General features: G+C 65.2%; 11 protein-coding genes. 7 read left to right on the top strand and 4 right to left on the bottom strand.

From position 1 onward, the window contains the following. Window positions 1-20 precede the first annotated feature (20 nt). Together HZF03_RS02380 and HZF03_RS02375 are read right to left on the bottom strand one after the other, a co-directional pair. Window positions 21-2090, bottom strand: coding sequence for a carbohydrate porin (locus tag HZF03_RS02380; RefSeq protein WP_119017548.1), 2070 nt, complete (start codon window positions 2088-2090; stop codon window positions 21-23). A 374-nt stretch (window positions 2091-2464) separates the two neighbouring features. Beyond that, a complete protein-coding gene (locus HZF03_RS02375; RefSeq protein WP_119017549.1) occupies window positions 2465-3277 on the bottom strand; it encodes a creatininase family protein in 813 nt (270 codons plus the stop codon). A 129-nt stretch (window positions 3278-3406) separates the two neighbouring features. Between HZF03_RS02375 and HZF03_RS02370 the strand changes: the two genes are divergently transcribed. From HZF03_RS02370 to HZF03_RS02345, 6 genes are all read left to right on the top strand, one after another. Beyond that, window positions 3407-4549 carry an ABC transporter substrate-binding protein gene (locus HZF03_RS02370; RefSeq protein ID WP_119017550.1) on the top strand — a complete coding sequence of 381 codons (1143 nt, stop codon included), beginning with the start codon at window positions 3407-3409 and terminating at the stop codon, window positions 4547-4549. 8 nt (window positions 4550-4557) lie between these two features. Further along, window positions 4558-5388, top strand: a complete 831-nt coding sequence (locus HZF03_RS02365) for an ABC transporter ATP-binding protein (protein WP_119017551.1) — start codon at window positions 4558-4560, stop codon at window positions 5386-5388. Further along, window positions 5385-6209 (top strand): ABC transporter permease, encoded by an 825-nt coding sequence (locus HZF03_RS02360; protein WP_119017552.1) that lies wholly within the window; start codon window positions 5385-5387, stop codon window positions 6207-6209. Before HZF03_RS02365 ends, HZF03_RS02360 begins: the two co-directional genes overlap by 4 nt. After that, on the top strand, window positions 6209-7195 hold the full coding sequence (locus tag HZF03_RS02355; protein ID WP_119017553.1) for a 2-hydroxyacid dehydrogenase: 987 nt from the start codon (window positions 6209-6211) through the stop codon (window positions 7193-7195). The genes HZF03_RS02360 and HZF03_RS02355 overlap by 1 nt, the downstream gene beginning before the upstream one ends. Before the next feature lie 2 nt (window positions 7196-7197). Next, window positions 7198-7881 (top strand): protease inhibitor Inh/omp19 family protein, encoded by a 684-nt coding sequence (locus HZF03_RS02350; protein WP_012494175.1) that lies wholly within the window; start codon window positions 7198-7200, stop codon window positions 7879-7881. 139 nt (window positions 7882-8020) lie between these two features. Beyond that, the gene (locus HZF03_RS02345) at window positions 8021-9457 is read left to right on the top strand and encodes a DUF1254 domain-containing protein (protein WP_119017554.1); all 1437 of its coding nucleotides are present in this window, start codon (window positions 8021-8023) and stop codon (window positions 9455-9457) included. 54 nt (window positions 9458-9511) lie between these two features. Here HZF03_RS02345 and HZF03_RS02340 read toward each other — a convergent pair whose 3' ends face one another. Beyond that, entirely contained in the window at window positions 9512-11005 is a 1494-nt protein-coding gene (locus tag HZF03_RS02340; protein ID WP_119017555.1) for an NAD-dependent succinate-semialdehyde dehydrogenase, read from the bottom strand. Window positions 11006-11166: 161 nt separating this feature from the next. Continuing rightward, window positions 11167-11493 (bottom strand): hypothetical protein, encoded by a 327-nt coding sequence (locus HZF03_RS02335; protein WP_042440721.1) that lies wholly within the window; start codon window positions 11491-11493, stop codon window positions 11167-11169. A 240-nt stretch (window positions 11494-11733) separates the two neighbouring features. Here HZF03_RS02335 and HZF03_RS02330 point away from each other — a divergent pair, with 240 nt between their 5' ends. Further along, complete coding sequence (locus tag HZF03_RS02330) at window positions 11734-12921, top strand: serine hydrolase domain-containing protein (protein WP_012494171.1); 1188 nt, start codon at window positions 11734-11736, stop codon at window positions 12919-12921. Window positions 12922-12971 lie beyond the last annotated feature (50 nt).

Genomic DNA, 12971 nt, shown 5'->3' with positions numbered 1-12971 from the left:
GCAGCGCAAATGGGGACGCGTCAGAACTCCCCGTGCACCCGGCCAGAGAACACCGAGACCGGGCCGCGGTCGGCGTTGTAGGCGGGGTTGGCGATCAGCTGGTAGTCGGCGGTCGCGGTCCACGACGAATTGAGCGCCAGCGCGTAGTAACTCTCGAACACACGCTCGCGGCGATAGTTGAGAGCGCCGTCGCCGATCAGCGGGCCGAGGCCGCCGGCGGCGAGGAAATCGCGATGATCGCGCGACAAGCCGTTGAGCGCGCCGGCAATGCCGATCACGTCGTCCGGCCTGCCCCAGCGCTGGCCGCGGATCGACACACCGCCCGACAGGCTGCTGTCGATATCGGTGAACGCCATGATCTCGTTCTTGCCGTCGTTCCAGCTCCAGCGTCCGAACACGCCGATGTCGTCGGTGACCGCCTGCTCCAGATTCAACGCATAGCCGTATTTGATCCGGCCGCGGCGGGTCTGGGTGATGTCGAGGTTCAGCGACGGATCGTTGAGCGTCTCGCGATAGCTCCCCGAATAGGTGCTGTTGATGAAGCCCAGCGTGCGCAGCTTGCCGGGAAGGCCGAACAGCGAATAGCGGGTCTCGAGCTCGGCGACGTATTCACCGCGCCTGAGCAGCTTCATGTCGTAATTGTTCGAGTTGGATTCAGCATCGACCAGGAAGTAGCCGGCGCGGATCGCCCATTGTTTCTGGTTGAGTTCGGCGGTGGCGCCATAGCCGAGGCCGAGCTTGTCGGCCGCGTAGTCGAACGCGCCCGACGCCCAGATCGACCAGTTCATGAAATCGCGGCGCGGATCGTGCGCGTAAGAGTTGCCGTCGAACACGTCGATGACGCTGAAGCGGCCGACCTGCAGCGTCAGCCGCGAGATGTCGGCCTTGCCGGAGAGCTGCGAACCGCTCGACGCGAGCTGTTCCTGCTCGCCGCCGAGCCCGAAGGTCTGGCGCAGATAGAACCGTGACGGGCTGAAATGCGGGTAGGCGAAGCCGGATTTCTGCGCTTCGCCGTTCGGGAAGCCGCCGGCCCCCACCGTGTCGCTGAGCCCGTAGCCCTGCAGGAATTCAGGGTTGAAATAGAGTTCGCCGCCGTCCCACAGCCGGACGTTGGCGAACAGGCTGGTGCTCCAGGTGTTCTTGAACTGCGCGCCGGGAAACAGACTATTGGTGCCGCTATACGGCGCCCGGAACGACGGGTAGCCCTGCCCGATGAAAGTGGTCTGGCCGTGGATCTCCCAGCGGTCGGACTGCGGATCGGCGACCGCCGCGAGCGACGGGAAGGCGTCTGTGCCGCCGGTGCCGAACCAGTCGATCTTGCGGTTCACGCCGACCCGGACGGTCTGCAGATTCAGCGACGTGGCGTAGCTCGCCCCGGTCGGCAGATCGACGGTCGCATTCTGGTATTGGCTGTAGAGATATTCGATCCGCGCGCTCCAGTTCGGCGTGAAGCCGTATTCTACGCCCGCACCTGCGGCCCAGCCGATCCGAGCATTCATCACACGGCCGACATCGGGATCGGTGAGGTAGCGCTCGTGCTCGAAGGCGAGGCCACCGGTGACGTAGCCGAGCCAACGGCCGGCAATGACGCCGAGCCGGGCGCGGACCGTGCCGTAATAGTCGAGGTGCTGCAGCGTATTGGCGGTACCGTTGTCGAACTCCGACAGCACCGCATTCTGCGGCAGATAGCTCGGAAACGAGATGTCGGCCTCCACGCCGAGCAGCAGGTTCGATCCGGTAACGAAATTGTAGCCCGCCTGGGCGCCCGCGGTGATGCCGCCAGCGCCGTTGCTGTTCTGCGCGACCGACGTCGCGTCCTGCAGCGTCGCGCCGGCATGGCCGCGGACGTAACCCGCGTGGGCGCCGACATAGAACCCGCTCCAGTCGTACGCCGGGTCCGGCCGCTGCTTGCCTATGCCGCCCGCGGCGGCGCCCTGCGGCAGCAGCAAAGCTGCGGCGGTCGCCGCGCCGGCGATCAGCGCCGAGGCGGACGGACGCAGAGAGATCCGATTGTGCGGCGTGGATAGCTCACGCGAGCCGAAGTCGCGGCGGGCCGAAGTCGGGCGGGCGGGGCGTCGTCGAACAATCATCAAGCTCACCTGGAACGCAAAAGATCGCGCGGCGTTTGGTCGCGCCTCATCACCCCGAAGGCATCTGAATGTCGTTCGCAACCTGACGAAAGTCGGAAGCAGTGTCAGCTCTTGAGGGCCGGTGACACGCAAAAGCGCCATCTAGCGCACACAACTTGAAGCGTCGGGCGCAAGACAGCGCCAGTCTGGAATTCCTCAAAGTCCAGATGGCGCGGTAACTTACTGCCGCTTATGAGGCGCTCGTCTGGCGGGCGGCCTCTCGGTGTCAAAAGATCGAGTGGTATCAGAGGCAGAACCAGTCAGCCGGGCAGGGCGCAGGCGAGCCGCACCGCAACCCAAAGTAGCGTCACCGCCGATGTACGCGGGACTGTTTCTCAGGCGGAGGGTTTGATCGACAGCGCGGCGAGATCGAAGCAGTGCATGTCGGCCAGCAGTTCGCAGAACGCGCCGGCACCATGATCGAGCAGTCGCCGCCCCTTCTCGGCGGTTGCCGCGGAGGCGTCGCCGATAGCTCCGCTCGGATGCAGGTCTTCGGCCGCCCAGGCAAACGGCGCCGGCCGCTGTGCCGATAACCAACGATAGGTCTGCTCCATCGCCACGCTGGTCGGGCGGAAGTCGGCGATCCGATCGGCCCGCACCAGCTCCGGCGCGTGCGCCAGCATGATCGAGGTCTCCGTCGCGCCACCATGGATGCCGTGACGCAGCTCGTCGGCGGCGAACAGACCTTCGGGCACGCCGAAGCGCGCCCAGCCGGTGGTCACCACCAGCATTTGGTGCCGGGTGCGCAGCTCCTGCGCCACCAAGCCCATCGCGGCGCTGTTGCCGCCATGGCTCGTCACCATCACCAGCTTGCGCACCCCCGCCCGGGCGATGCTGTCGCCGATCTCGGTCCACAGCTTCAGCGCGGTCTCGGTCGATAGCGTCAGCGTGCCCGGAAACGACAGATGCTCGGTCGACAGGCCGATCGCCTGCACGGGCAGGAAAGTCGCGGGAATGTCGTCCGGCAGGCGATCTCTCACCCGCGCCAGATAGGCTTCCGCAATGGTGACGTCGGTCGACAGCGGCAGATGCGGCCCGTGCTGCTCGATCGCGGCGAGCGGCAGCACCGCGATCCAGCGCGAAGGATCAGCGCCGGCGATCTCAGGCCAGTAAATCGCGCTCCAGTCGCGGGGCGGCAGCTTGGTCATCGGCGAAATGCGGGGTGACGGGGAAGTGGTTCAAATGCCGGCATTGTTTCGCTATCAATCCTGAAACGCTCGAATCCGCGCCGCCCTGATGCCGCCATCATGGGCCAAAATGAACGACGGAGTCCAACCATGAGCCCCGCTTTCCTGCTGCGAGCGTTAACCGGGGTGCTGTTGGCGGTGGGGGTGGCGCTGGCTTCCCCCGTTCATGCCTCCGGCCACGGCCATGGCGCCGAAAAGCCCGCCGAAAAGCCGCCGGAACCGCCGCCCCCGCCCCGACCGAAGAAGCCGCCGCCGCCGAAGGTGCAGCCGGTGCGCAAAGTGCCCGAAGGCGGCTTCGACAAGGTGTCGTTCGGCACCAATTGGGTGGCCGAAGGTGAGCATGGCGGGTTCTTCCAGGCGGTCGCGGACGGCACCTACAAGACCTACGGCCTCGACGTCAGCATCGTGCCGGGCGGCCCGAACGTGAACAATCGCGCGCTGCTGATCGCCGGCAAGCTCGACTTCTTCATGACCGCGAACACGCTGCAGTCGTTCGACGCAGTGGCCAACAACGTGCCGGTGGTGGCGATTGCCGCGATGTTCCAGAAAGACCCGCAGGTGTTCGTCTCGCACCCGGAGTCGAAGATCGAGACGCTGAACGATCTGAAGCCGCTGACGCTATTCGTCTCTAAGGAGGGCATCACCAGCTACTTCCAGTGGCTGAAGTCGGAATACGGCTTCAGCGAAGCCAAGGTGAAGCCCTACACCTTCAACCCGCAGCCGTTCATTATCGATCGCCGCAGCGCGATGCAGGGCTACGTCACCTCGGAGCCGTTCACAGTCGAACAAGCCGCCAAGTTCAAGCCGAGCGTGCTGCTGCTGGCCGACTACGGGCTGAACGGCTACTCGACCCTGATCGAGACCCGGCGTGATCTGATCGACAAGAACCCTGACATGATCCAGCGCTTCGTCGATGCGTCGATCATCGGCTGGTACAATTATCTGTATGGCGATAATTCCGCCGGCAACGCGATGATCAAGCAGCTCAATCCGGAAATGACCGACGAGATGCTGGCCTATTCGGTCGAGAAGATGAAGCAATACGGCATCGTCGATTCCGGAGACGCCATCAGGAACGGCATCGGCGCGATGAGCGACGAACGCTACGCCTCGTTCTTCGACAAAATGGCGCGCGCCGGCGTGGTGACTCGCGGCCTCGATTTCCGCAAAGCCTATACGCTGCAGTTCATCAACAAGGGCGTCGGCGTCGACCTGCGTCCGAAGCAGAAATAGCCGGCCGCATGGCCTCATCGCCGCGACCGTCCGCTGCGGATGCCGGCGCCACCGGGCCGGCGATCGAACTGCGCAGCGTCACCAAAACCTACCACACCGGCACGCTGGCGCTCGGCCCGATCGATCTCAACATCGGCCGCGGCGAGTTCGTGTCACTGCTCGGCCCCTCCGGATGCGGCAAGTCGACAGCACTCCGCATGATTGCCGGGCTGGCGGCGCCGTCTTCGGGGCGGATCGAGGTCGGTACCGCGTCGCCACGCGGCCGAGGCGAACACCCGATCGGCTTCGTGTTTCAGGAGCCGACGCTGATGCCGTGGGCGAGCATCCGCCACAACGTCGCGTTGCCGCTGAAGCTGGCACATGTCGCCAGTACCGACATCGCCCGGCGTGTCGACGAGGTGCTGGCGCGGGTCGAGCTGTCCGAGTTCGCCGACGCGTTGCCGCGCGAACTGTCTGGTGGCATGAAGATGCGAGCGTCGCTGGCACGCGCGCTGGTGACGAGGCCCGACATCTTGCTGATGGATGAGCCGTTCGCCGCACTCGATGAGATCACCCGATTCCGGCTCAACGACGATCTGCTGGCGCTGTGGCGCGAGCTGCAGATGACGGTGGTGTTCGTCACCCATTCGGTGTTCGAGTCTGTGTATCTGTCGCAGCGCGTGGTGGTGATGACGCCGCGCCCCGGCCGGATCGCCGCCTCTTTCGATATCGATGCGCCGACCTCCCGGGGCGAAGAGTTCCGCCTCTCGGCCGATTATGCGGCGCAGTGCCGCGAGGTTTCGCGCGCGCTGGCGTCGGCCAGCGAAGGCGCCCTCTCCACCCGCGAGGCGCGAGCATGAGCGCCCAGCCCACCTCGCGTGACGAGACGTCTCCGTTCGGCGCTCGCGCCGGGCTCCGGGTCGCGCTGCCGATCGTGGTACTGTTTGCCGCGGTCGTCGCCTGGGATCTGATCGTCCGGCTCAATCAAATCCCGGCTTATGTGCTGCCGGGCCCGCTGCTGGTGGCTTCGACGCTGATGCAGGACTGGCCGGTGCTGTTCGGCTCGCTGCTGACCACGCTATGGACCACGTTGGAAGGCTTCGTCGCCGCCGCGGTCGGCGGCATCGCGCTGGCGCTGCTGTTCAACCAGTCGCGGCTGCTCGAATATTCGCTGTTCCCCTATGCGGTGGTGCTGCAGGTCACGCCGGTGATCGCGATCGCGCCGCTGCTGCTGATCTACCTGCCGCAGGAAACAGCCGTCATCGTCTGCGCCTGGATCGTGGCGTTCTTTCCGGTGTTGTCCAACACCACGCTGGGCCTCAACTCGGTCGACCGCAATCTCGCCGGGCTGTTCCGGCTATACGGCGCCTCGCGCTGGCAGACGCTGCTGCGGCTGAAGCTGCCGGCGGCGCTGCCCTACATCCTCGGCGGCCTGCGCATCGCCGGCGGACTGTCGCTGATCGGCGCCGTGGTCGCCGAGATCGCGGCCGGTTCGGCCGGCGCCGGCTCGGGCCTTGCCTACCGGATTGCCGAATCCGGATACCGGCTCAACATTCCGCGCATGTTCGCAGCATTGCTGTTGCTGTCGACGGCGGGCATTGTGATCTATCTGCTGCTGGCGCTGGTGTCGCATCTGCTGCTGCGGCGCTGGCACGAGAGCGCGTTGGGAAAGGATAATTGATGCCGGGGGAAACGGGCGCGTCGGAGCCGATTGATCTGTTGATCTATGGCCCGCGCAAGGAGGTCATCGATCAGGGCTTCCCGGCCGGTTATGTGCTCCACAAATGTGAGCGCGCCGACGACCTCGAGAAGCTGAGCGACGAAGCTCGCGGCCGAATCCGCGGTATTGCCGTCACCGGTTTGGTGCCGACCGGTGCAGCAATGCTGGCGCGGTTTCCGAAACTCGAAATCGTGGCGAGCTTCGGCGTCGGCTACGACCATGTCGATTCCGCCTGGGCGGCGCAGCATGGCGTCATCGTCACCAACACCCCCGACGTGCTCACCGAAGAAGTCGCCGATACCGCGCTCGGGCTGCTGATTGCGACGTTGCGCGAGTTCATCCGCGCCGACAAATACGTCCGCGCCGGACGATGGCAGACGCAGGACTATCCGCTCAGCACCGGCTCGCTGCGCGACCGCAAGGTTGGCATGGTCGGCATGGGCCGGATCGGCCAGGCAATCGCCCGCCGGCTCGACGCCTCGCTGGTGCCGGTCGTGTATCACTCGCGCAAGCCGGCGCCCGGCGTCGCCTATCAGCACTATCCGAACCTGATCGAGATGGCCAAGGAGGTCGACACCCTGGTGGTGATCATCCCGGGCGGCCCCACCACCGCCAAGCTGATCAACGCCGAGGTGCTCGATGCGCTCGGACCGCGCGGCGTGGTGATCAACGTCGCGCGCGGCTCGGTGATCGACGAAGCGGCCCTGATTGAGGCCCTGAAATCCGGCAAGATTCTCGCTGCCGGCCTCGACGTATTCGCAGCCGAACCGACCGTGCCGGAAGAGCTGCGCGCGATGGACAATGTCGTGTTGCTGCCGCATATCGGCTCGGCCTCGGTGGTGACGCGCAACGCGATGAACCAGCTCGTGGTCGACAATCTGAAAGCCTGGTTCTCCGGCCGTCCGCCGCTGACGCCGGTGGCCGAAACTCCGGTGAAAGGCCGCTGACCATGTGGCGCGCGTTCGGCACGGTGATCCTCTCGGCGCTGCTCGCGTCCGCTGCCGCGGCACAGGACGCAGCTTCGATGAAGAAGGACATGGTCGGCCAGTGGGAGCTGGCGACCACCGAACGCAGCAAGACCTGCGTCGTGACGCTGACGTCCGAGCCCGCCGCCAAGGGGCTGAAACTGACGCTGGAGCCAGACTGCGCCAAGACGCTGCCGTTCACCAAGGCGATCGTCGCCTGGGACGTGAAGGGTCTCGATATCGTCAGGCTGGAGACCGCCGACGGCGACTCGGTGATCGATTTCACCGAGGTCGAGAGCGGCATCTTCGAAGGCCATCGCGACGGCGAAGGGATCTACATCCTGCAGAACCTGGTCGCAGCCCGCTCGCTCGCCAAATCGATGGAGCAGATGATCGGCGACTGGACGATGGTGCGCGGCAATGGCCGCCAGGTCTGCGGCCTGACGCTGACTAACACCGAGGCGGGCAACGATAATTTCCAGGCGTTCCTGAAGCCGCGCTGCGATGCGCAGATCGCCGGCTTCGGCCCGACGATGTGGCGGCTCGAGCATGGTGCGATGCTGCTGGTCGCGCCGAACGGAGATACTTGGCGGTTCGAGGCCGACGACAATGCGCAGTGGCGCAAGATGCCCGATACCGCTGACCCGCTGATCATGCTGCGGCAATAACCCCGTAAAATTACCAGTCTTTCGTCCGGAATCGACAGGCGAGCTACCGGCCGTTTGACCTGCGTCATAGCTCAGTCCGCGCCCCACTCAGCATCCTGCCTGGAACGCAATCTGCGATGCGTCAAGGGAGGACTGCACCATGATTGGGTGGTTGAAGGCGATATCGGCGGCCGCAACGACCGCACTCTTGCTGATGACGGCGCCCGCGCGTAGCGAGCAGGCGCCGGTCTCCGACGAAGAGGCGCTGAGCCTCGGGGTCGACGCTTATTTGTATCTCTATCCGCTGGTGACGATGGATCTCACCCGCAAGCAATCGACCAATGTCGAGGCGGGCAAGGAGTTCGGCAAAGGGCCGATGAATAGCTTCGTCAGCGTGCCGGCTTATCCGCCGGCGGATTTCAGGACGATCGTGCGACCAAATTTCGATACGCTGTATTCGATCGCCTGGCTCGACCTGTCGCGCGAGCCGATGGTGGTGACGGCGCCCGACACGAACGGCCGCTACTACCTGCTGCCGATGCTGGACATGTGGACCGACGTGTTCGCCTCGCCCGGCTGGCGCACCACCGGCACCCAGGCGCAGAAATTCCTGGTCACGGCGCCCGGCTGGAGCGGCGCTGTGCCGACCGGGATGCAGCGGGTTGAATCGCCGACGCCGATCATTTGGATCATCGGCCGCACCAAGACCGACGGGCCAGCGGACTACGCAGCGGTGCACCAGATCCAAGCCGGCTACACCGCGACGCCGCTGTCGCAATGGGGCAAGCCGCCGGTGCCGGCCCCTGCCTTCGTGCCCGATCCCACGATCGACATGAAGATGCCGCCGAAGCAGCAGGTCGACAGCATGCCGGCCGGCCAGTTTTTCGCGTACGCGGCCGAACTCCTGAAACAGAACCCGCCGCATATCACCGACCAGCCGATGATCGCGCGGCTGCGCCGGATCGGGCTGGAGCCGGGCAAGGGCTTCGATCTCGGCAAAGCCGCGCCCAACGTGCGGAAAGCACTGGACGCAGCACCGGCCGAGGCGCTGAAGCTGATGAGCTGGAAGATGCCGACCATGGCCCGCGTGACCAATGGCTGGAGCATGAACATCGACACCATGGGCGTGTACGGAAATTACTACCTGAAGCGCGCCATCGTCGCCCAGTTCGGGCTCGGCGCCAACGTGCCGGAGGACGCGATCTATCCGGTCAACGTTGCCGACGAGACCGGCAAGCCGCTCGATGGCACCAGCAACTACGTGCTGCATTTCCAGAAGGGCGCCACACCGCCGGTCGACACGTTCTGGTCGCTGACGCTGTACGATTCCGAGGGCTTTCCGGTGCCGAACGCGCTGCAGCGCCAAGCGCTGAGCAGCTGGATGCCGCTGAAGCCCAACGCCGACGGTTCGCTCGACCTGCTGATCCAGAACGCCAGTCCCGGCACCGAGCACGAATCGAACTGGCTGCCGGCGCCAAAAGGACCGTTCACCCTGACGATGCGGATGTACGCACCCAAGCAGGAAGCCCTGACCGGCCGCTGGGCCCCGCCGCCGGTGACACGAGTACAGCAGCCAACCCCGCTCGGCCAGCAATAGTCCCCACGACGAACGGCGCGTCACCCGGCGCGCCGTTCATCGACAAGGCTGCTCTCAGATCCCCGCCATCATCACGTATTTGATCTCGACATACTCCTCGATGCCGTGATGTGAGCCTTCGCGGCCGAGGCCGGATTCCTTGACGCCGCCGAACGGGGCGACTTCGGTGGTGATCAGGCCGGTGTTGACGCCGACCATGCCGCTCTCCAGCGCCTCGGCAACGCGCCAGACGCGGCCCAAATCGCGGGCGTAGAAGTAGCTGGCGAGGCCGAACGGCGAGTTGTTGGCGAGCTTGATCACTTCGGCTTCGTCCTTGAAGCGGAACACCGGCGCCAGCGGGCCGAAGGTTTCTTCATGCGCCACCAGCGCGTCGGGCCGGACATCGGCCAGCACGGTCGGCTCGAAGAAGGTGCCGCCGAGCGCATGACGCTTGCCACCGGTGATGATCTTGGCGCCGTTGGATAGCGCATCCGCGATGTGCCGCTCGGTCTTCTCGACCGCGGCCTCGTTGATCAGCGGCCCTTGGGTGACGCCCTGCTCGGTGCCGTCGCCGACCTTCATGGCCTTGACCTTGGCGGCGAGCTTCTCGACGAACGCGTCGTAGACGCCGTCCTGCACGTAGAGCCGATTGGCGCAAACGCAGGTCTGGCCCATGTTGCGATATTTCGACACCATCGCGCCTTCGACCGCAGCGTCGACATCGGCATCGTCGAACACGATGAACGGCGCGTTACCGCCGAGCTCCAATCCGAGCTTCTTCACCCCGACCGACGCCTGTTTGTAGAGGATCTTGCCGACTTCGGTGGAGCCGGTGAAACCGACGAACCGGACGGCCGGATGTTCACACAGTACCTTTCCAATTGCCGGCGCATCGCCGGTGAGGACGTTGAACACGCCCTTCGGCACGCCCGCCTTTTCGGCCAGCGCCGCCAGCGCGAAGGCGCTCAGCGGCGTTTCCTCGGCCGGCTTCAGCACCACTGTGCAGCCTGCTGCGAGCGCCGGCGAGACTTTGCGGGTGATCATCGAACTCGGGAAGTTCCACGGCGTGATCGCGCCGCAGACGCCGATCGGCTGCTTGATGGCGATCAGCCGCGCATCGGCGCGCTGGGTCGGGATGGTTTCGCCATACACCCGCCGCGCCTCTTCGGCGAAAAACTCGACATAGGCGGCGCCGATATCGACTTCGCCAAGCGCCTCGGAGAGCGGTTTGCCCTGTTCGGAGGTCAGGATCAGAGCCAGATCCTCGCGGCTGGCGATGATCAGCTCGAACCATTTGCGCAAGATGTTGGAGCGCTGCTTGGCAGTGAGCTTCGCCCAGGCCGGAAATGCTTGCGCGGCAGCCTCCACCGCCTGAGTTGCCTCGGCGGCGCCGAGATGCGGCACCTTGGCGATCGTCTGCCCGCTCGCCGGATTAGTCACCGCGATCGTCGACGTGCCCGACCAGGCGCCGTCGATATAGCACTGCTCGCGCAGCAGCGACGGGTCCTTTAGCCGATCGCGCAGAGAGGCGGCTTGATCGGCGGCGCGTGCGGCGGCGGTGGGTGACATTGAATGCTCCGGCGTTGCTGGTGGATCGCAGGCGGGACCGCGATGGATCCCGGTTGCCGGTCAATATAGGGGTAGAACGCGGGGAGCACAGCGCAGGCCGGCCTCGTCCTTCGCATGAGGAGCGATTTCGCGACTGTGAATGGAGGCGCTCCGCAAGTCGCTCAGGCGGCGCCGGCAATCCAGGTGCTTCGGCGATTGACCATCCGATCGGCTGCGGTGCGTGCATGCGCCCGGGAAGTTGTGGCGCAGATGCGGTATTCAAGCTCGGGGAAAGGTTGTGCGGCGCGGCGTCCGAACCACGACCCGACGCGCGACTTCACAGGAAGTTGCGCGAGTGCGACCGCCAGATTGTCGACTGCCTCGAATCCGTACAGCGCACCGGTCTGGGCGTATCGCACTTCATAGATCCCCGGACTGATCGGCGCCTCGATATTGCCGCCGCGGCCGGGCTGCGGATAGCGCTTCCAGTCACTCCAGGTCGGGATCATCTCGGTGCTCCAGGCGAGGGCGTCGCAACTTTGAGTTGGACGTTGGCTGCCGCCGCGAGGTTCAACACTGCGGCGACTTTGTGAACGCCACGCCACCCCGTTCGTTCCCGGCACGAAATCGTCGTCGCTCGCAAATGCGAGACTTTGTCGCTCGACCTCGTTATCGCTTGCGGAGCGGAACCGCTCGGTGAAAAATCCGGCCGCTTTTAGAAACTGCCAGCCAAACAAGGGAGGACGAACATGCAGAGCAGCAACCAGATCGATCAAAGCTTGCGACAGATGAGCGAGCGCGGGGATATCCCCGGCGTGGTGGCGATCGCCGGCAATTCGAAGGAGGTCCTGTATCAGGGCGCGTTCGGCAAGCGCGATCTGTCGAAACCCGAGCAGATGACCACCGACAGCGTGTTCTGGATCGCGTCGATGACCAAGGCGATTACGGCTGCGGCCGCAATGCAGCTCGTCGAGCAAGGTAAGCTGTCGCTCGACGAGCCGATCGGCAAGGTGCTGCCCGATCTCGCCGAACCGCTGGTGCTCGACGGATTCGACGCCGACGGTACGCCGAAGACCCGGCCGGCCAAATCTCCGATCACGCTGCGGCAATTGCTCACCCACACCGCCGGCTTCTGCTACGACATGTGGAACGCCGACATGGTGAAGTACATGGAGCGGCACGGCATCCCCGGCATCATCGGCTGCCAGGAAGCCGCGCTGAAGACGCCGCTTGCGTCTGATCCGGGCACGCGCTGGGAGTACGGCATCAACATCGACTTCGCCGGCAAGGCGGTCGAAGCGGCCAGCGGCATGAAGCTGGACGCATATTTGCGCGATCATCTGTTCGCGCCGCTCGGCATGACCGACATGGGCTTCAAGATCAAAGATGAACAACGGAAGCGGCTGGTCGCGGTGCATGCCCGCGGCGAGGATGGCTCGCTGTCGCCGATCCCGTTCGAGGTCGCGCAGGAACCGGAATTCCACATGGGTGGCGGTGGCCTGTACGGCACCGCGGCGGACTATCTGAAGTTCACCCAGATGATCCTCAACAAGGGCCGCGGCAACGGCAACCAGGTGCTGAAGCCCGAGACCGTGGCGATGATGGGCCAGAACCACATCGGTGATCTCAACGTCACCAAGCTGAACTCGGCGATTGCCTTCGCCACCAACGACGTCGACCTCTATCCCGGCATGACCAAGAAGTGGGGCCTCAGCTTCCTGATCAACACCGAGAAGACGCCGGAAGGCCGCAGCGCCGGCAGCCTCGCCTGGGCCGGGCTCGCCAATACCTATTACTGGATCGATCCGACCCGTGACGTCTGCGGCGTGATCCTGATGCAGGTGCTGCCGTTCGCCGACGCCAAGTGCCTGGAGGCGTTCGCTGCGTTCGAGCGCGGCGTTTATGCCGCTCTCGGCGCCGGACAGCAGGCAGCCTGAGTTCTCGCGCCGTCGGCGGGGTCGCAATGCCCCGCCGGCGGCGCTATGCT

This window comes from Rhodopseudomonas palustris, assembly GCF_013415845.1.
GTDB classification, from domain to species: Bacteria; Pseudomonadota; Alphaproteobacteria; order Rhizobiales; family Xanthobacteraceae; genus Rhodopseudomonas; species Rhodopseudomonas palustris_F.
Note: the sequence above shows the minus strand (reverse complement) of the source record. Positions and strands in the feature narration are given on the sequence as shown.

Coding starts and splice junctions, on each gene's coding strand:
- HZF03_RS02380 (WP_119017548.1), bottom strand. CDS start 2,090: ATGATTGTTCGACGACGCCCCGCCCGCCCGACTTCGGCCCGCCGCGAC.
- HZF03_RS02375 (WP_119017549.1), bottom strand. CDS start 3,277: ATGACCAAGCTGCCGCCCCGCGACTGGAGCGCGATTTACTGGCCTGAG.
- HZF03_RS02370 (WP_119017550.1), top strand. CDS start 3,407: ATGAGCCCCGCTTTCCTGCTGCGAGCGTTAACCGGGGTGCTGTTGGCG.
- HZF03_RS02365 (WP_119017551.1), top strand. CDS start 4,558: ATGGCCTCATCGCCGCGACCGTCCGCTGCGGATGCCGGCGCCACCGGG.
- HZF03_RS02360 (WP_119017552.1), top strand. CDS start 5,385: ATGAGCGCCCAGCCCACCTCGCGTGACGAGACGTCTCCGTTCGGCGCT.
- HZF03_RS02355 (WP_119017553.1), top strand. CDS start 6,209: ATGCCGGGGGAAACGGGCGCGTCGGAGCCGATTGATCTGTTGATCTAT.
- HZF03_RS02350 (WP_012494175.1), top strand. CDS start 7,198: ATGTGGCGCGCGTTCGGCACGGTGATCCTCTCGGCGCTGCTCGCGTCC.
- HZF03_RS02345 (WP_119017554.1), top strand. CDS start 8,021: ATGATTGGGTGGTTGAAGGCGATATCGGCGGCCGCAACGACCGCACTC.
- HZF03_RS02340 (WP_119017555.1), bottom strand. CDS start 11,005: ATGTCACCCACCGCCGCCGCACGCGCCGCCGATCAAGCCGCCTCTCTG.
- HZF03_RS02335 (WP_042440721.1), bottom strand. CDS start 11,493: ATGATCCCGACCTGGAGTGACTGGAAGCGCTATCCGCAGCCCGGCCGC.
- HZF03_RS02330 (WP_012494171.1), top strand. CDS start 11,734: ATGCAGAGCAGCAACCAGATCGATCAAAGCTTGCGACAGATGAGCGAG.